The sequence below is a fragment of the Dyella kyungheensis genome (genome assembly GCF_049913195.1).
GTDB classification, from domain to species: domain Bacteria; phylum Pseudomonadota; class Gammaproteobacteria; order Xanthomonadales; family Rhodanobacteraceae; genus Dyella; species Dyella kyungheensis.
The window spans coordinates 875607-893514 of record NZ_CP183983.1; the positions used below are offsets into that span (position 1 = coordinate 875607).

Here is a 17908-nt window from a genome sequence, read left to right on the forward strand (position 1 = left end):
CGCGGCCCTTTTTTGTGACCCTAATGACCTCAGTGCAAACCACACAGATAGCTGCCGCCCTTCAGGCCGGTGATCCCGGCCGCGCCGAACAATTGAGTCGCGCCGCCCTGGAGCAATTCCCGCAGGACGAAAACCTGCTGTTCCTGTTGGCGATCAGCCTGCATTTCCAGGAGCGCCCCCAGGAAGCCCTGCCGATCTATGCGCAACTGACCCGCTTGCAGCCCGGCAGCAGCGAGTACTGGAACAACTATGCGACGGCGCTGGCCGGAGCGGGCGAGCTGGACGCGGCCCACCAAGCCTATGCGCGGGCGGTCGAACTGAACCCCGACAACGTTCTGGCCCTGGCCCAGCTCGGCACGACGCTGATGCACAAGCGCGACTATCTGGCCGCGCGCGAGCTGCTGCTCGATGCTGTGCAGAAGCATCCCGAATCATGGCGCTTGCGTGTCGATGCGGCGCGCGCGTGCTGCCGCTGCCAGGACTACGAGGGCGCTTCGGATTTGCTTCGCTATTGGCGGCGCAGCGTGCCGTTGAACGACGACCAACTGCAGTTGGAGCTGGCGCAGGTACTGATCCAGAACAACGAGATTCCGGACGCGACCGATCTGCTCGAGGACTTGTTCGTCCGTTTGCCCGGCCACCCCGAAGTTCGCCTGCAGCTTGCGCATGTGTATGAGCGCCGCAATCGGTTGAATGACGCGGCATCGATCCTCGCCTATGTCATGCAAGGCGAGGCTGGAAGCTCCGCGGCCCAGCGCAACAAGGGCGCGCATATCCAGGCCACGCTCGCCATGCGCGGCAAAGAGCATGCGATGGCCAGGGACCTGCTGGCACAGGCAGGTCCCGAATCGGCAGCCGACTACGACCATTATTTCCAGCTCGCCTCGGCCTACGACAAACTGGGTGATACCCAGGCGGCCATGGATGCTCTGCGCGTTGCGCATGAACTGGAGACTGCCGAGCGTCGCTACGACTCGCCCGAGTTCTTCGCGCCCGACGCCGCCGCCATGCCCGTCAAGGCGCCTCGCGTCACCGCGGAGCAGTTCGAGCGCTGGCCCCAGTACATCGCGCCGGAGATGCAGGACTCGCCGATCTTCGTGGTCGGCTTTCCGCGCTCGGGCACGACCCTGCTCGAGCAGATGCTGGACGCGCATCCGTCACTGCAGTCGATGGACGAGAATCCGTTCTTCAATCGGCTTTCGGGCATCCTGGGCCAGCACGATCAACGCATCCTGGACGACCTCAGCGTGCTGCGGCAGTACGATTGCGACGAACTGCGCAAGCGCTACAACACCATGGTCGACGAGCGCATCAAGCGGGACTGGAACACCCGGCTGGTCGACAAGAATCCGTTGAACATGCTGTGGCTGCCGATCATGGTTCGCCTGTTCCCGGCATCGAAGTTCATCCTGGCCGTGCGTCATCCCTGCGATGTGATCCTGAGTTGCTACATGCAGAGCTTTCGCTCCAGCGCGCTTGCTGCCGCTGGCAGCACGCTCGAGCGCCTGGCGCATGCCTACGTACAGGTCATGCAGTCGTGGTTGAGCGATGTGAATGTACTGCAGCCGTCGGTGCTGGTATCGCGCTACGAAGACCTTGTCGACGATCCCGCGCGCCAGGCGGCGCGGATCGCGCAATTCCTGGAACTGGAGGATGCGTCGCCGATGCTGCAGTTCGACCGGCATGCGCGCAGCAAGGCTTATATCGGCACGCCCAGCTATGCGCAGGTGATCGAGCCGGTAAACCGCAAGGCGGTGGGGCGCTGGCAGAAGTACCGCAGCGAGATGGAACCGCTGCTGCCGATCCTCGAACCGATGCTCCGCCACTGGGGATACGACGCGTCAGGCACCTGACGCGTTGCCGACATCCGGAGCATTCAATATTCCGGGATGTCGAGCAGCTCCGGCAGATAGGGGGCGTAGTGGCGCCAACGACCCGCTGAATGCGTGTAGATGGGTTGGCGTGCCTGCCATGCGCTGGCGGTTGCGATGACACTCCCGGTGTCCATCGGTGGAGTTGCCGATTGCGATGGCACGCCCAGCCAATCGCACAGCGCGTTGACCGTCGTCTCCGGTTCGCCGACCAACTGCTCATAGGTGACGGTGCGAAACGCGTGCGGATAACGCGCCTGCCAATGCCCGGCCAGCTGGCGACAGCCCCGGATCACCGCGTTGATGTCCCCGAAGTCATAGGCATAGTCATGGGCTGGGTCATGGAACGACTGCGACCACAGGGAGAGTGCCGTATCGCGGGCGTTTCGCTGGCAATGGACAATCCGCGCGTGCGGCCATAGCGCCATGATCAGATCGACACGCAGCAGGTTGAGCGGCTGCTTGTCGATGATCCAGCCGGCGTCGCCGTCGTCCTGGCGCAGCTGCCGCGCCAACGCCTGTGCCGCTTCTTCGAGATCCTCGCGACGCAGGGGCGCCCTATGCGAAAGACGCTCCTCCCACACCTGCAGCCAGCCCAGCTCGCCGCGGTTGCGCACGCCGGCATGATCGGCGAGCCGTTTCGCCACGAGGGTGGTGCCGGAACGCGGCACGCCGACCACGAAGACGGGCGTCCAATTAGTCGGGGCCGGCAGACGGATGCTCGGCGGCGGCGCGGCCAGCCGTGCCTGGATGTTGCGTTTCCACAGCTTGCGCGACCAGCTGGCGTGCGCATGCCCCATGGCGTTCGCCTGGCGCAGATACGCCGCGGCGCTGGCGTAGTCGCCGACGTCGTCGCTGGCCTTGCCCAACGCAAACAGCGTTGATCGCCGTGTGTAGTCGGTGATTCCCGGATCCGCAAGCACGTCACGAAAGAACGAAAAATCCGCGTGGCTGGCGTTCTCGTAGCGCTGCAGCCCGGCCAGGCCAAGCGGGATGTTCCATTCGACGGCAGCAGGTTCCTGTGCCAGGGCGCGCGCATAGTGATCACGCGTCCGCTCGAAATGGCCGAGCTGGATGCCCAGCATGCCGGCGTAGGCGCGCAGACGTGGATCGTCGGCGCCCGCATCGATGGCATTTTCGCAGATCGCAAACGCTTCGTTCTGGCGTCCATAGTCGTCGAGCGTCTCGACCGCCCGGATGATGTCGGCGACATCGTGCTCGCCGTTCGCATATGCCGAAAGCAGAACCTGGCCGGCGGCCGTGAGGCGCCCATGTTCACGCAGAAACGAAGCGAGCAGAAAGGCCATGCCGACGTTGCCAGGATGTGCCGCCAACCCATCGCGCAGCAGCTGTTCTGCACGGAGGGACTCGCCGGTTTGCCACAGCAGTCCCGCCAATCCGAGCCTGATATCGCCCGAATCAGGAAAACGCGTCGCGGCTGCGTCGAATACGGCGAGCGCGCCCGCCATGTCCGAGCGCAGTGTCAGTGAGCGCCCCTGCGCCAGCCATTCGCTCTCCGGCTGCGACTCCAGCGCCGAGAGCAAAGCCAGCACCTCCCTGGAGGGCGTCGCGCCAGGCATCATTCGCTATAAGCCGGCAAACCCAGTGCGGCACGCAGCGGATTCAACAGGGCGCCATAGCGCTGCGAGCGCGCGGTGTCCTTTCGCATCGGCTGGCGCACTTGCGTGGCGCTGGGCGAACGCACCGTGCGCTGGTTTTCATGGAAGTTCACGCAGGCCTCCTCGAACGGCAATCCGCAGAACGCCAGCAATTGCCGGATATGCGGTTCCGGATCGGCCACCATCGCCTCATAGCTGTGTTCGCGCACATGCCCGGGATGCAGTGTCGCCAGCCGGGAGACATTCTGGTCGAAGTCGTGCCAGAAGCTGGCCAGTGCCTCGAAACTGCGGCTGTAGCCGCTGCTGGCATCCAGTGGCTGGCGATAGCAGGAGAAACAGGTCTCCAGCGGATCGCGCCGCACCACGACGATGCGCGCGCCCGGCAGCATGGCGCGGATCGCGCCGAGATAGATCCAGTTGTTCGGCAACTTGTCGGTGAACACGGGGCGCTCGCTGCGCCAGCGCGCCGTGCGTTCGAGATAGCGCTGGCCCAGTCGCTGCCAATCCGCGGGTGTCGCCTCGCGCGCCCATTGAGGAATCGGCTTGCCGCCGAGCCGCTGGGTTTCCTCGGCCAGCACTTGCGGGAGATCCGGCAATTCGCCCGCACCTTCCACTTGGGAATGCGAGGCGAGGATCTGCTCCACCAGGGTCGAGCCCGAACGCGGCAGGCTGACGATGAAGATCACCTCGCTGCCCAACGGAGCGGGGCTGCCGGCCGGTGGCGGCACGAAAGCATCGGCAACACTCTTCACGCCGACCGAGAAGCGTTTGGCGTCCCATGCCTGATAGCGTTGCGCGGTCGCATTGGCGGTGGTTAGGGCTTGCAGCGACTGTGCGTAGCTGCCCTCGTCGTCGAAGGCCTTGGCGAGCGCAAAACCGATCGCGATGCGGTCGTTCTCGTTCGCGTCCGGTCGCTTCAGTGCCGCCTGCATCTGCGCGATGTCGTTCGCATCGAAGCGCTGCGTGCGCAGATCCGCCAGCCCCCACCAGGCGAGTCCGAAGGTCGGCCGTACCGAGAGCAGGCGGCGATATTCCGCAGCGGCCGCTTCCACCTGTCCGCGCGTACGCAGCAGGTCGGCGAGCAGCGCGCGTGCGCCGATATGGTCGGGTGCCAGCGTCACCGCCCGCTGGAGTGCTTCCGTGGCCTCTTCGTTGCGCACCGACTTGGTGAGCATGACGCCGAGGTTGTACCAGGCCATCGCCAGCTTCGGATCGAGTTCGCAGGTGCGGCGCAGCGCGCGGATCGCGCCTTCGTAGTCGCCCGCCGTGCCCAGCAGCGAACCGAGCGTGTTGTGGTACAGCGCGTCCTGCGGACGCTGCACCAGCGCGTGCTGCATCAGGCGCACGGCGTCGTGGTGCTGTCCGCGCAGGCTGAGGATGCCCGCTTTCATGCGCAGGACTTCGGGATGGTTGGGGTACGCCGTGAGCACGCGTTCGAGCTGGCGGTCGGCCTCGTCGGCACGCCCGGCATCCAGCGCCTGCGCGGCGATCATCACTTGTTGGGTGGCCGTAGGTCCCAGCCCTTGCAGTCGCGAATTCATCAGTGGCCCAATCCGGGGAAGGACTACCGCGACGCGGCTTCCCGGTCACGGAAAAGCGCGCGCGGCCCGTCGAAACGCGTCTATTATGCCCATATGCGCCGTGGTGGGGACCGCGGTGCCGGATCGAATACATGATGTCGCAAGCGGCGGGAGCAACGATGAATAGTGGGGTGGGAGTGACGGTGTCGGCGCTGCGCGAGATGGCGCTCAACGGATTGCGACAGGGGGATGCAGCGCAGGCCGAGCAGTGCTTCGTGCGCTTGCTGGAGCAGCAGCCGGACGACGCCGAGGCCCTGCAGTTCGTGGCCAGCCGCCATCTGGTGCGGGGAGATGCCAGTCGCGCGCTGGTCATGCTGAGCGCGGCCGTGAAGGCGCATCCGGATCATCCGGACCTGCTGCATCAGCTTGGCGTGGTGCAGACCGTGGCAGGCGACCTGGCCGGCGCCGCCAGCAGCCTGCGGCGCTGTGTGGACATCGCGCCGAACATGTTCGTGGCGCGGCTGCGCCTTGGCATCACGCTGGAGCAGCTGGGCGACATGCATCGCGCCCTGCTGGCCTATTTCGGCGCCGTCAATGCCGCGCAGGCCGAAGGTCGCTGGATGAGCGACGCGACCACCGCTCCCGGCCTTCGCCAGTCGGTGCAGCACGCGATGCGGTTCATCGACGCGGGCCGACGCCGCACTTTCGACGCGGTGCTCGAGCCGCTGCGTGAGCGCCATGGACGCAGCGAGCTCGCGCGCGTGGAGGATTGTTTGGCCGTCTATCTGGGCGAGCGCCAGGCCCAGATGCCCGATCCCCGGCAACGACCGAAGTTCCTCTATTTCCCCGGCGTGCCCAGCCAACCGTACTACGGCAGAGAGCGCTTTCCCTGGCAGGCCGAACTGGAGGAGGCCACGGAGGTCATTCGCGAGGAACTGCTCTCCGTGCTGGCGGAAAACCAGCCGTTGCTGCCGTTTCTCGGGGAGCAAAGCGCGGAAGAACTGAAAGGTCATCTGCGTTCCTCGGGAACGCAACAGGCCGGCTGGGACGCTTACTTTTTCTACCGTCACGGCGACCGCTTCGACGAGCACCATCGTCGTTGCCCGCTTACGTCCGCGGTGCTGGAGCACGTCCCGCTGGTGCGCATCCGCGATCATGCGCCGGAGACGCTGTTCTCCGTGTTGCGTCCCGGTACCCACATCCTGCCGCACCGTGGCGTGACCAACACGCGACTGGTCACGCACTTGCCGCTGATCGTGCCGCCCGACTGTGCCATCAACGTGGGCGGCGAGCTGCACGAATGGCAGGAAGGCCGCTGCGTCTCGTTCGACGACACCTTCGAACACGAGGCATGGAATCGCAGCGACCGCACGCGCGTGGTGGTGATTCTGGACAGCTGGAACCCCGACCTGACCGAGGTCGAGCGCGTCGCCGTGACCGAACTGGTCGAGGCCATCGGCGATTTCAACCGGGCCAGTGAAGTGGCGGTGCCGATGGGCTGACACGCCCAGCTTGGCGGAGCGCTAACCGACGCTGGCCGCTTGGGTGTTGTCGTAGATCCTGCGGACGCGCGGGGAAGGGCGGGCGCGTACCGCCTGGCATTGCGCGCGCAGGTCCTCGTACGAAGCCAGGCGGCAGCGCAGCCAGCGCTGCATTTGCGGGCCGAACAGGCCGTCGACCTTGCGATCGGCCTCGCGGATCTGTCCCTGGATGGCCGACACCTTCCACGGTTCGTCGGACAGGTTGGCGATCGACTGCTGGCAGGCGTTGTCCAGCGGTGCGTCCGGCGGCAGATCGAGGAAGGCGCACAGGCGCGCCCATTCGATATCCGGCTGGCTCACCAGGTCCTCGAGGAACACGAAGTGGTGATTGGCCCGGCCGATGTGCTGGCTGTGGATGTCCATGGCGCGGTTCCAGCGGCGCGCCCAGTGCACGGTGCCGCCGCCGAAGGCCTCGTCGTTCTCGAAACGCAGGTAGACGTCGGCCAGCGAGGCCAGCACATCCATGCCTCGGCGCACGACGTGCACAAAGCGCGCGTCAGGCGCCAGCGCCTCGATCTCGGGGATATAGAGCAGGTGGTTGGGCGTCTTCTCCAGCCACATCGAGCGCCCGGCGGCCGCGGCGGAACGATCGAGCAGGGCCAGGAACCGCCCGGACAGGGTGCGCCAGTGGTAAGCGGAGGGCATCGGTGGGCGGGCGCCGGCCAGTTGCACGTGCAGCGCGGTGAAGACGTCGCGGATGTGGCGGCGGGTCAGGCCCAGCGATTGGCGCCAGCGGCGGCGGCGGGGCTGCACCCGGACATCGCCCCAGCGCCAGGCCAGATCGCCGTGCAACTGTTCGAAGAAGGCGGTTTCGGGCAGCGTATAGACAGCAGGATGTCGCGCCAGCAAAGCCTGGACGATGGTGGTCCCGGAACGTGGACAACCCACGACAAACGTTCGCCGCATGGCGCTGTCTCCCCCAAACAGTGGCCCGACCTACCGGCCAGTGACGGTGAATAACGCGTGATTTCGCGTTGCGTTGACCAAAAATACAGCTTCTCGTAAGGAAAAGGGACCGTTTGTCACATTTTTTTGCTGTACCGGCCCGAGCCGGGGCAGCCAAACCTGTCATTCTCTCGACGCCTCGACCCGGACCCGCCTCATGCACGCACTCACTTTCGACCGCTTTGGCCCTGCCGACGTGCTGCGCTGGACCGAGCGTCCCGACCCGCAGCCGGGCCCGGGCCAAGTGCTGGTGCGGATGCAGAGCGTCGGCCTGAACTTTGCCGACGTGTACCGGCGCAACGGCAACTACCACCTCAGCGGCACGGCGCCCTGGGTGTTGGGCTACGAAGGTACCGGCGTGGTCGAACTGCCGGTGGCCGGCGACAGCCAGTTCCCGGCGGGCAGGCGCGTGGGCTTCGCCGACATGGCTCATGCCAATGCCGAACTGGTGGCCGTGGATCGCGATCGCCTGATCCCGCTGCCGGACGATATCGATGCCGACACGGCTGCCGCCGTGCTGCTGCAAGGCCTGACCGCGCAATACCTCGTCTCGGACAGCTTCGTCGTGCGTGCCGGCGACGTGGCGGTGGTGCACGCGGCGGCCGGTGGCGTGGGCCTGCTGCTCGTGCAGATGCTCAAGGCGCTGGGCGCGGTGGTGCTGGGCATCGCGTCCAGCGAAAGCAAGCGCGACGCCGTGATCGCCGCGGGCGCCGATGTGGCCGTGGGTTACCAGGACTGGGTGGAAGCCACCCGCGCGCTCACCGGCGGGCATGGCGCGAACGTGGTCTACGATTCGGTCGGCCGGACCCTGGCGGACAGCCTTGCCGCTGCCCGCATCGGCGGCACCGTGGTGTTCTACGGCATGGCGGCGGGCGATCCGGACCCGGTCGATCCGCGCCTGCTGATGGATCGCTCGCTCACCTTGACCGGTGGCGACCTGTGGAATGTGCTCACCGGCCCGGAAGCGCGCCGCGAACGGGCGGCGGCGCTGTTCCAGCAGATCAGGCAGGGCACGCTGAAGCCGCAGATCGCTGCGCGCTTCCCGCTGCGCGAGGGTGCCGCTGCGCATGCCTTCCTGGAAAGCCGCGCGGCCATCGGCAAGGTGCTGCTTACGCTTTGAGCAGTGTCAGAAGCGCTCGCTGTCCTCGTTTTCCTGCACCGGCAGCACATGATGGAACACGCCGTAGTCGATGTGGCTGACGCCCTGTTCGTCGTCGTGCACCAGATCGAGGTAGCGGTGGTTCCAGCGCCACTCGCGATGACTCCATTGGCGCCGCGCCAGCATGGATTGCGAAGTGGTTTCGTCGATGCCTTCGATGCAGAGCATCAGCGTGGCTTCGGTACTGGCCAGTTCCTCGCGGCTCAGCCCGTGCAGCGGACTGCTCTCGTCGATGATGTGCATCAGGCTCCAGCTCAGCGTGAACACCGGATGCCGGTCGCGCATCAGCTTGAGGTCGTGGATACGCCGCAGGCGAAAACCTTCGGGTGAGGTTTCGCGCAGCAGCAGGTGCAGTTTGGCCGAGGCTTCGGCAATCACGTTCTGCCGTGCGTTGGCCGCGCGTATCATCAGCGTGTGCTTGCCATGCACCAGGTGAATCACCGGATGATCGGCAAACAGCATCTTGGCGCGCGGACGCGAAAAGCGCGAAAACACCAGGCCGGTGACCAGGGCGATGCTCAACATGCCGGCGAAGATCTCGGCCGTCGCCACGATGTGCGCGTACAGCGTCTGTGGGTGCATGTCGCCATAGCCCACGGTGGCCAGGGTTTCCACGCTGAAGAAGAAGGCGCCGGCGAAATTGCGCGGAAACTGGTTGGCGATGGCGTGGTCGCCCAGCTGGTAAAGCGCGGCGAACACGGTGTTGAGCGCCAGGAAACCGGCCGCCGCGAGCCCGAAAAAGGTCGGCCAGCGGATGGTCAGCGCGAAGTGGTAGATGTCGTCCCAGATGCGTTGCGTCAGGCCCTCGCTGACGAACGGGCGGCCACCGATCTGGATGGTGCGAGGGCGGTTGAGCCACTGTTGGAACCGAGCGCGCATGGAGCGATACCGAGCGGGTGAGGGGCGTGGCGATTCTATCGCGGCACGCGGGGATCACGCGGAGCGTGCGGCCTGCAGGTCGCGCCAGGTCAGGTACAGGCGCAGATCGAGTTCCTGCTGGTGATAGTCCGGCTGCATGTATTCGCACAACTGGTAGAACGCCTTGTTGTGCTCGGCCTCCTTCAGGTGCGCCAGTTCGTGCACCACGATCATCTTCAGGAATTCCGGCGGCGTATCGCGAAACAGCGCGGCGATGCGGATTTCCTTGCGCGCCTTCAGGCGGCTGCCGTGCACATGCGAAATGGCCGTGTGCAGGCCCAGCGCCTTGCCGATCACGTCCAGCTTGCTGTCGTACCACACGCGGTCGATGCCCGGCGCATTGCGCAGGTGTTGCTGGCGCAAGGCATTGGTATAGGCATACAGCGCCTTGTCGCTCTGCACCTCGTGGCGGCCGGGATGGCGCTTTTCCAGATACGCGCCGAGCTCGTCGCGTTCGATCAGCAGACGAACCTTGTCCAGCAGGGCCGGCGGATAACCGCCGAGGTACTTCAGTGCGGTCATGCCGCAGGCGGTTCGTCGTCGAAGCCGGTATAGCCTTCCGGGAACACCGGGGTGCCGTCCTCTTCCAGCGATTCGATCGCGGCGAGCGCCTTGTCGGCCGCTTCTTCAGCCTGCGCCTGCTCGCGGAAACTGCGGTTCTCGCAGATCGCGAAATACACCGGGAAACCGCTGCGTCCGCGGGGCGTGACCACGATGCAGGCGGTGAAGCGCGAACCCTCGGCAACCGCCGTGGTGTGGACCGAGTAGTGGTCGAAGAGGCGTTCGGTCATGTCGGTGTTCCACGGAGTAGGGTCGCCATTTTAACCGGGTGGCTGTGCCACCATGCGCGCCATGTCCATTTCCGTACCCCGGCTCGTCCTCGACACCAACGTCGCACTCGATCTTTTCGTGTTCCGCGACCCTGCCTGCGAGCGCCTCCGGGATGCGTTGCAGCGAGGCCTGGTGCAGGCGGTGGTGGACGAGCCCTGCCGCGCCGAATGGCTGGCGGTGCTGGAATACCCCCAGCTCGGCCTCGCCGAGGCGGCGCGCGGGCAGGCCATGGCGGCGTTCGATGGCGCCGTGGCGCGGTTGCCGGAAGCGGCCATGACGCCGCGCCCTGAAGTGAAGCTGCCGCGCTGCGCGGACCCGGACGACCAGAAATTCCTCGAGCTGGCGCTTGCGGCGGGGGCCCAATGCCTGCTCAGCAAGGACAAGGCGCTGCTGCAGCTCGCCCGGCGTACGGCGCGCGAGGGCTGGTTCCGCATCCTCGCTCCGTCGGCATGGGAACCGCCGGTAGGCTAGGCGTACGCTTCACAACCGATTGATCGCACATTGGCGATGCTGATCGTCCAAACATGGAGTCCGGCGATGAAGATCATGCAGAGCGCGGCAGGTGCAGTGTGGGTGGCCTTGGGCTTGGTGGCGCTGACCGGCTGCGGCGTGACCAACGACCATGACAAGGTGATCAAGGACGTGGTGTCCAATCGCCAGTTCCTCTACCAGGCGCCGGGCGATGGCACGGCCACGCTGCAGATCGTGCGCAGCAACGGTTACTTCGGCGCCGGTTGCTCCAGCCAGGTGCTGGTCGACGACAAGTTCGCCGCGCAGCTGGAAACCGGCGAGCAGGCCACGTTCTATCTGCCCAGCGGGGCGCACACGGTAGCGCTGCGCAACTCCGGCGCGTGCCACCAGGCCGATGACAATGCACACGTCGAGACCAACCTGGCCGCCGGTGAAACCGCGCTGGTGGAAGTGAACAAGTGGGGATCGTCGCTGTCGCTGGCCAAGCGCTGAGCGATGGTGTGAACAGGCGAGCAGAGGAGGGCGTCATGCTCGATCAAGTCTTCATCCACTGCCCCTACTGCGGCGAGGCCATCGAAATACTCGTCGATGGCTCCGCCGACAGCCAGCACTACATCGAGGACTGCCAGGTCTGCTGCCGTCCCATCAACATCAGTGTGAGCTTCGATGAGGATGGCGACCCGTTGGTCAGTGTCGCCTCCGAAAACGAAGGCTGAAACGACAGAGACCTTGAACAGGCTCTTAGGCCAGGGCGGACGAATCGATCACGCTCACGCCGAGGTTCTCGAAGCGAAGCAGCGTGGGGATATCCGTTTCCGGTGACACCGGGCGCGTGAGATCCCACAGCACGTGTGTGCGATAGCCCAGCTCCACCGCGTCCTGCGCAGTCCACAGCACGCAGACATCGCGCGCCAGCCCGCAGACATACACCTCGTCCACGCCTTGCTCGCGCAACCAGCCATCCAGTGCGGTGGTCGGGCGCTTGCCGCGCGGGCCGTGGTTCTCGCGAAAGCCGCTGTACGAATCCACGCAGGGATCGTCGCCCTTGCGGATCACCGTATCCACCTGCGACCAATCGATCGACGGGTGCAGCGCCGCCCCCGGCGTCTCCTGCACGCAGTGCGGCGGCCATAGCGTTTGCGCATGACCGTAGAGCGGAATGCGGTCGAACGGCTCGCGCCCGGGGTGCGAGGTGGCGAACGAGATATGGCCGGCCGGGTGCCAGTCCTGGGTGGCCACGACGTGATCGAACACGTTCCGCTTCAGCAGTTGGTCGATGCCGGGGACGATGGCGTCCCCTTCGTGGCAGGCGAGCGCGCCACCGGGCATGAAGTCCGGCTGGACGTCGACCAGGATGAGGGCGGCGCGGCTACGGATAGCTGGCTTCATGGGGCTGGGCTCATGGACATGGGCGCATGGTCGCGTCAGGTTTCGTAAAAGGTTGCGCCGGAAAGTCTAGTCGGCCGGAGGGAGTTGTGGTGTGACGCGTTCGACGAGTGATTTGTCAGGCATAGACAGCGTTCAGAGTAGGAAATTTCCTGCAGCAGACCCGCCCGAAGCCCAGTCGCGGCGCCGTCGCAGGCATAATGAGCTCCAGCCAATCAGCGGAACAGCGCATGTTTTTCGACCAGTCGTGGATGGGGTACGGCATCGTGGGTGCGCTGGAGGCCGGCGCCATTGCCCTGGTCATCGGCCTGGTCGCGTTCGTGCTGCTGCATCTGTTCGGCCGCAGCCAAGGCTGGGGCCTGGGCATCGAGGTCGGCTGGGCCTGCCTGGGCGGCGTGATCCTGGCCGGCGGCAGCGATATGTGGAACCTGGTCTATTTCAACTACGGCCGCGTGCAGTCGCTGCAGCTGTTGAAGGTGCGGCTGGCCGAGGTGCATGACCCGGACAACTTGGGCGCGCGTGTGTTCTTCGAATTCGTCGGCGTCGCCGTGGGCGTCTTCATTGGCTGGCTGCTGGTCTCGCGGCGACGTTCCTCCCTGTAACGCGCGTCGCCGGCGTTCCCCCTTCTGCGCCGACGACTTCTGCGAATCGATTCCTCCCCCGATGTTGGATCCATGACTACTCACGTTGAACCGGGCGACAGCGGCACGCCGTTGACCCTGCGCATCGTCCAGATCGTGCTCTTCACCTTCCTGGCCTATCTGGTGATCGGCATGCAGCTGGCGGTGCTGCCGCCGTTCGTGCACGACGACCTGGGCTTCGGCGCGGTGCTCGCCGGCCTGGTGATCAGCACGCAATATGTGGCCACTTTGTTGAGCCGCGGCTTTGCCGGGCGTACCTCCGACACGGCGGGTCCCAAGCGCGCAGCGCTGATCGGCCTGCTGGCCTGCGCGGTGAGCGGCCTGCTGATGATCGCTGCCGCCTTGCTGCGCGAATCGCGCATCGCCTCGGTGGGCGTGATGCTGGTGGCGCGGCTGGCACTCGGCATGGGCGAAAGCTGCGTGGCCACCGGCTGCATCATGTGGGGCATCGGTCGCGTGGGGGCGGAGCACACCGCCAAGGTGATCTCGTGGAACGGCATCGCCACCTATGGCGCGCTGGCGGTGGGCGCGCCGCTCGGCGTGGTGCTGACCCATGCGGCGGGCTTCGCCAGCATCGGCGTGGCAGCGGTGGCATTGATGCTGCTGGCGCTGCTGCTGGCCTGGCGTCGTCCCGCCGTCCGTGTCGAAGGCGGCGAACGCATGCCGATGCATCATGTGTTCGGGCGCGTGGCGCCGTACGGCATGGGGTTGGCGCTCGGCTCGGTGGGCTTCGGCGTCATCGCCACCTTCATCACGTTGTACTACGCGAGCCAGGGCTGGGCCGGCGCCGCGCCCACGCTCAGCGTGTTCGGCGTGTGCTTCGTGGGCGTGCGGCTGGTGCTGGGCTGGACCATCGCCTACTTCGGCGGTTATCGCACCGCGATGGTCTCGCTGTTGGTGGAATGCGCGGGCCTGATCGTGCTGGCGATGGCGAACCATCCTGGCGTGGCGATGCTGGGTGCGGCCCTGAGCGGCATCGGCTTTTCGCTGATCTTCCCGGCGCTGGGCGTGGTGGCGGTGGAGCGCGTCAGCGGCAGCAATCGGGGCGCCGCGTTGGCCGCGTACTCGGTGTTCATCGATGTGGCGCTCGGCGTCACCGGTCCTCTGGGCGGATGGATCGCCTCGGGCGGACGCTACGGGCCGATGTTCGTGGTGGCGGCCATGATGTCGCTCGCGGCGGTGGTGCTCACGGGTAGCCTCTATCTCGTCTACGGCAACAAGGCGAACGGCTAGAGCACCGGATCGAACAACCGTGCAACGTGCATGGCCAGCCGCCGCACATAGGACGCTTCCTCGTACTCCGCCACCGTGACTTCGTAGGCGTGTTCGAAGTCGTCGCACAGCATGGTTTCGACTTGATTGGCAAAGTCCGCATCCACGTTCAGTGCGGCGATCTCGAAGTTGAGGCGGAACGAGCGATTGTCGAGATTCATGCTGCCCACCACGGCGGTGTCATCGTCCACCAGCAGCACCTTTTCGTGCACGAAGCCGGGCCGATAGCGGAACACGCGAATGCCGGCCAGCACGGCGTCGTGCGCGTACAAGCTGGTGGCGAGAAACACCGTGCGGTGGTCGGGAATCGACGGGATGAGCACGCGCACGTCCACGCCGCGGAACACGGCAAGCCTGAGTGCCGCCATCACCGCCTGGTCCGGCACGAAATACGGCGTGGTGATCCATAGCCGGCGTCGCGCGGCATGGATCAGCGAAACGAAGAACAGCGAGCAGGTTTCCTGCCGGTCGGCCGGACCGGTGGCGGCGATAAGGGTATGCGCCGTGCCGTGGCCCGGGCCGGGCTTGAGCAGCGGCGGCAGGGCTCCGGTCACCCAATGCCAGTCTTCGGCGAAGCTGCGCTGCAGGTCGGCGACCGCGGGGCCTTCGATTTCCAGGTGCGTGTCGCGCCATGGCGACAGCGGTGGCGACAGGCCGAGATATTCGTCGCCCACGTTGAGTCCGCCGACGAAACCGCGCGTGCCGTCGACCACCACGATCTTGCGGTGGTTGCGGAAATTGAGCTGGAAACGATTGCTGCGCCGCTGCGTGGCGAACGAATGCACGCCCACGCCGGCTTCGAGCAGCGTCTCCACGTATTCGTGCGGCAACGCGTGGCTGCCGATGCCGTCGTAGAGCACGCACACTTCCACGCCCGCGCGCACGCGGTCGATCAGCGCCTGCAGCATGCGCTTGCCCAGCATGTCGTCGTGGAAGATGAAGAACTGCACCAGCACGCAGCGCTGCGCCGTGGCGATGGCAGCGAAAATGGCCTCGAAGGTGTCGTCGCCATTCACCAGCAACTGCAGCCGCTGGCCCTTGTGGAAGCGCGCGCCAAGCATCTGCGCGATCTCGCCGTAGCGTTCGTTGAGTTCCTGCGAGGCGGAGCCGTTGTCCAGTTGCTCACTGGCCAGCGCGTGCATCTGGTCGCGGCGGGCGCGATGCAGGTCAACGTACCCGTGAAAACGGCTGCGCCCCAGATAGAGATAGGGAATGAGCGTGATGTAAGGCAGCAGTACCAGGCCCAGCGCCCAGGCGAACGCGCCTTGCGGCGTGCGCGTATTCATCACCGCGTGCATCGCGGCCAGCACGCCGGCGATGTGCAGGATCAGTACCAGCGTGCCGACGATGGTGGTCAGCATGCGGTGCAGCCAAAGGTGGAGTGGCGAAGCCGGTCCGACATGGCGTTCCTCCTATCGTCAACGCATGGCGTCGCGCACAGTATCGAGCACATCGTGTTCGCGCGCTTTCAGTTCCTGCTGCAGATGATCCACGAACAGGCGGATGCGCGCCGGCAGGTAGGCGCGGCTGGGGTAGATCGCATAGATGTGGGCGTCGGGCAGGAATACCTCGTTCTTCAGCGGCACCAGCAAGCCGGCGCGTACATCCTCGGCGATATCCCAGGCGGCCTTGAACGCAATGCCGTGGCCGGCGAGGGCCAGCGTACGCATCAGGTCGCCGTTGTCGCAGGTCATCGCCGCATCCACCCGCAATGGACGGGGGCCATCGGGCGACTGCACGATCCACGGCAGCACGCCGTGGCCGGGACGATGCAACATCAGGCAGCGATGGTGCTGCAGCTCGTCCGCGGTGCGCGGATGGCCGTGCCGTTCCAGGTATTCCGGCGACGCGCACAGCACGCGGAAGTTGTTCGCCAGCAGGCGCGATACCAGGCGCGAATCGACCATGCTGCCGCCGCGCACCGCCACGTCCACGCCGTATTCGAACAGGTCCAGCATGGCGTCGGAATTGGTGATGCGCAGGTGGAGTTGCGGGTGTCGCTCGGCGAAGTCCGCGGCGATCGGGCCGACGTACTGGCGCCCCATGTCCACCGAGGCGGACAGATGCAGCTGTCCACGCACTTCCAGCTGGCGCAGGCCGACGGCCGAGTTGGCGTCGTCCACGTCGGCAATGATCGCCTGGCAGCGCTCGAAATAGATCGTGCCTTCCTCGGTGAGCACCAGCCGCCGCGAACTGCGCTGCAGCAGCCGCACGCCCAGCGCCGTCTCCAGCCGGGTCAGGCGCTTGCTGGCGGCGGCGGGGGACAGGCTCAGTTCGCGCCCGGCAGCCGACAGACTGCCTTCGGTCACGGCACGAACGAACAGGCGCATGTCTTCGAAATCGACCATCGTGCGGATGCCCCGGTGGAGGCGGCGAGGGCCTCGCCGCGTGCATCTTTAACTTTCAGGAAAAGATGCCTCTCTAGTTTGCTCAATTCCCGCAAAGGTTCACAAGGCGCAAAGTGGCGCCCGTTTCCTTCAGGGACCTTTCCCCATGAATGCTCCTCTTCCCACCGGGCGCAGCGATACAGCCGCTGGGACCTCCCGTCTGGCCTTGCTCGCCTTGTCGGTGGCGGCGTTTGCCATCGGCACCACCGAGTTCGTGATCATGGGCCTGCTGCCCGAAGTGGCCTCGGATCTGCACGTGAGCATTCCCTCCGCCGGCCTGCTGGTCTCGGGCTACGCACTGGGGGTGGCGGCCGGGGCGCCGCTGCTGGCGGCGCTGACGGCCCGCATGGAGCGCCGCAATGCGCTGCTGTTGTTGCTGGGCCTGTTCATCCTCGGCAACGCGTTGTGCGCGGTGGCGCCCAACTACGGCGTGCTGATGGTGGCGCGTGTGGTGGCGGCGTTCTGCCATGGTTCGTTCTTCGGCATCGGCGCGGTGGTGGCTTCGCACCTGGTGCCGCGCGGGCAGGCCGCCCGCGCCATCGCGCTGATGTTCACCGGCCTCACGCTGGCCAACGTGCTGGGCGTGCCGTTCGGCACCTTCCTGGGCCAGTGGGCCGGTTGGCGGTCCACCTTCATGGCCGTCACCGGGCTGGGCGTGGTGGCGGCCATCGCCGTATGGCGCCTGGTGCCGTCGCTGCCGGACCTGCCGTCGCCGCAGATGAAGCGCGAACTGGGCGTGCTGCGCCAGCCGCAGGTGTTGCTGGCGCTGCTGATGACGGTGCTCGGCTTTGGCGGCGTGTTCACCGTGTTCACCTATATCGCGCCGATCCTGCAGCAGGTGTCGCACGTGAGCGTCGGCGCGACCGGCTGGGTGCTGATCCTGTTCGGCGTGGGCACCACCGTCGGCAACATGCTGGGCGGCCGTCTGGCCGACTGGCGCTTGATGCCATCGCTGGTCGGCGTGCTGGTGCTGCTGTCGCTGATCATGCTGGTGTTCGCGTGGACCATGCACAACACCGTCGCCTCGGTCGTCACCGTTTTCGTATGGGGCGTGGCGGCGTTCGCCACCGTGCCGCCGCTGCAGATGCGCGTGGTGCAGCAGGCCAGCGAGGGTCCGCACCTGGCATCCACGCTCAATATCGCCGCCTTCAATCTCGGCAACGCCATCGGCGCGTTCATCGGCGGCTCGATGATCGGCATGGGCCTGGGGCTGCCGTCGGTAAGCGTGGCGGGCGCGGTGGTGGCCTTGCTCGGCTTGCTGGTGACTCTGGCCAGCGCCGCGCTTGAACGGCGTCGTACGGCCAGCGTGGCGGCCTGCGCCGTCAGTGCCTGATTCGATCATTGGAA

The 17908-nt window shown here is 66.1% G+C and carries 18 protein-coding genes; 9 read left to right on the forward strand and 9 right to left on the reverse strand.

Annotated elements, in window-relative coordinates:
* Positions 1–23: 23 nt before the first annotated feature.
* Positions 24–1853: a tetratricopeptide repeat-containing sulfotransferase family protein gene (locus ACN9MB_RS03675; RefSeq protein WP_426270813.1), complete on the forward strand. Its 1830-nt coding sequence runs from the start codon at positions 24–26 to the stop codon at positions 1851–1853.
* A 23-nt stretch (positions 1854–1876) separates the two neighbouring features.
* On the opposite strand, the gene ACN9MB_RS03680 is transcribed toward ACN9MB_RS03675, so the two are convergent.
* Together ACN9MB_RS03680 and ACN9MB_RS03685 are read right to left on the reverse strand one after the other, a co-directional pair.
* The gene (locus ACN9MB_RS03680; protein WP_426270814.1) at positions 1877–3454 is read right to left on the reverse strand and encodes a tetratricopeptide repeat-containing sulfotransferase family protein; all 1578 of its coding nucleotides are present in this window, start codon (positions 3452–3454) and stop codon (positions 1877–1879) included.
* Positions 3451–5031, reverse strand: coding sequence for a tetratricopeptide repeat-containing sulfotransferase family protein (locus ACN9MB_RS03685; protein ID WP_426270815.1), 1581 nt, complete (start codon positions 5029–5031; stop codon positions 3451–3453). Before ACN9MB_RS03685 ends, ACN9MB_RS03680 begins: the two co-directional genes overlap by 4 nt.
* 200 nt (positions 5032–5231) lie before the next feature.
* Here ACN9MB_RS03685 and ACN9MB_RS03690 point away from each other — a divergent pair, with 200 nt between their 5' ends.
* Positions 5232–6512: an aspartyl/asparaginyl beta-hydroxylase domain-containing protein gene (locus ACN9MB_RS03690; RefSeq protein WP_426271881.1), complete on the forward strand. Its 1281-nt coding sequence runs from the start codon at positions 5232–5234 to the stop codon at positions 6510–6512.
* A gap of 21 nt (positions 6513–6533) precedes the next feature.
* On the opposite strand, the gene ACN9MB_RS03695 is transcribed toward ACN9MB_RS03690, so the two are convergent.
* A complete protein-coding gene (locus tag ACN9MB_RS03695; protein ID WP_426270816.1) occupies positions 6534–7457 on the reverse strand; it encodes a sulfotransferase family protein in 924 nt (307 codons plus the stop codon).
* 196 nt (positions 7458–7653) lie between these two features.
* Here ACN9MB_RS03695 and ACN9MB_RS03700 point away from each other — a divergent pair, with 196 nt between their 5' ends.
* On the forward strand, positions 7654–8616 hold the full coding sequence (locus tag ACN9MB_RS03700; protein ID WP_426270817.1) for a quinone oxidoreductase family protein: 963 nt from the start codon (positions 7654–7656) through the stop codon (positions 8614–8616).
* 6 nt (positions 8617–8622) lie between these two features.
* Here the strand turns inward: ACN9MB_RS03700 and ACN9MB_RS03705 are convergent, their stop codons facing one another.
* The 3 genes from ACN9MB_RS03705 to ACN9MB_RS03715 are packed head-to-tail and all read right to left on the reverse strand — an operon-like array spanning position 8623 to position 10364.
* The gene (locus tag ACN9MB_RS03705) at positions 8623–9534 is read right to left on the reverse strand and encodes an ion channel (RefSeq protein WP_426270818.1); all 912 of its coding nucleotides are present in this window, start codon (positions 9532–9534) and stop codon (positions 8623–8625) included.
* 54 nt (positions 9535–9588) lie between these two features.
* Positions 9589–10095, reverse strand: coding sequence for a M48 family metallopeptidase (locus tag ACN9MB_RS03710; protein WP_426270819.1), 507 nt, complete (start codon positions 10093–10095; stop codon positions 9589–9591).
* Entirely contained in the window at positions 10092–10364 is a 273-nt protein-coding gene (locus tag ACN9MB_RS03715; RefSeq protein WP_204636022.1) for a hypothetical protein, read from the reverse strand. The genes ACN9MB_RS03710 and ACN9MB_RS03715 overlap by 4 nt, the downstream gene beginning before the upstream one ends.
* 52 nt (positions 10365–10416) lie before the next feature.
* Between ACN9MB_RS03715 and ACN9MB_RS03720 the strand changes: the two genes are divergently transcribed.
* From ACN9MB_RS03720 to ACN9MB_RS03730, 3 genes are all read left to right on the forward strand, one after another.
* Positions 10417–10875 carry a PIN domain-containing protein gene (locus ACN9MB_RS03720; protein WP_426270820.1) on the forward strand — a complete coding sequence of 153 codons (459 nt, stop codon included), beginning with the start codon at positions 10417–10419 and terminating at the stop codon, positions 10873–10875.
* 66 nt (positions 10876–10941) lie between these two features.
* Complete coding sequence (locus ACN9MB_RS03725) at positions 10942–11367, forward strand: hypothetical protein (RefSeq protein ID WP_426270821.1); 426 nt, start codon at positions 10942–10944, stop codon at positions 11365–11367.
* Between the two features lie 35 nt (positions 11368–11402).
* Positions 11403–11591 carry a CPXCG motif-containing cysteine-rich protein gene (locus ACN9MB_RS03730; RefSeq protein ID WP_204636025.1) on the forward strand — a complete coding sequence of 63 codons (189 nt, stop codon included), beginning with the start codon at positions 11403–11405 and terminating at the stop codon, positions 11589–11591.
* Between the two features lie 25 nt (positions 11592–11616).
* Here ACN9MB_RS03730 and pncA read toward each other — a convergent pair whose 3' ends face one another.
* Positions 11617–12264, reverse strand: a complete 648-nt coding sequence (gene pncA, locus ACN9MB_RS03735; protein ID WP_204636026.1) for a bifunctional nicotinamidase/pyrazinamidase — start codon at positions 12262–12264, stop codon at positions 11617–11619.
* Positions 12265–12491: 227 nt separating this feature from the next.
* Between pncA and ACN9MB_RS03740 the strand changes: the two genes are divergently transcribed.
* The gene (locus tag ACN9MB_RS03740) at positions 12492–12863 is read left to right on the forward strand and encodes a hypothetical protein (RefSeq protein ID WP_426270822.1); all 372 of its coding nucleotides are present in this window, start codon (positions 12492–12494) and stop codon (positions 12861–12863) included.
* A 72-nt stretch (positions 12864–12935) separates the two neighbouring features.
* Entirely contained in the window at positions 12936–14135 is a 1200-nt protein-coding gene (locus ACN9MB_RS03745) for an MFS transporter (RefSeq protein WP_426270823.1), read from the forward strand.
* Here ACN9MB_RS03745 and cls read toward each other — a convergent pair.
* Together cls and ACN9MB_RS03755 are read right to left on the reverse strand one after the other, a co-directional pair.
* Positions 14132–15535, reverse strand: a complete 1404-nt coding sequence (cls, locus tag ACN9MB_RS03750) for a cardiolipin synthase (RefSeq protein ID WP_426270824.1) — start codon at positions 15533–15535, stop codon at positions 14132–14134. The two genes, ACN9MB_RS03745 and cls, sit on opposite strands and share 4 nt — an antisense overlap.
* Positions 15536–15592: 57 nt before the next feature.
* Positions 15593–16522: a LysR family transcriptional regulator gene (locus tag ACN9MB_RS03755; protein ID WP_426270825.1), complete on the reverse strand. Its 930-nt coding sequence runs from the start codon at positions 16520–16522 to the stop codon at positions 15593–15595.
* A gap of 145 nt (positions 16523–16667) precedes the next feature.
* Between ACN9MB_RS03755 and ACN9MB_RS03760 the strand changes: the two genes are divergently transcribed.
* Positions 16668–17894 carry an MFS transporter gene (locus ACN9MB_RS03760; protein ID WP_426270826.1) on the forward strand — a complete coding sequence of 409 codons (1227 nt, stop codon included), beginning with the start codon at positions 16668–16670 and terminating at the stop codon, positions 17892–17894.
* The last annotated feature ends 14 nt before the right edge of the window (positions 17895–17908 follow it).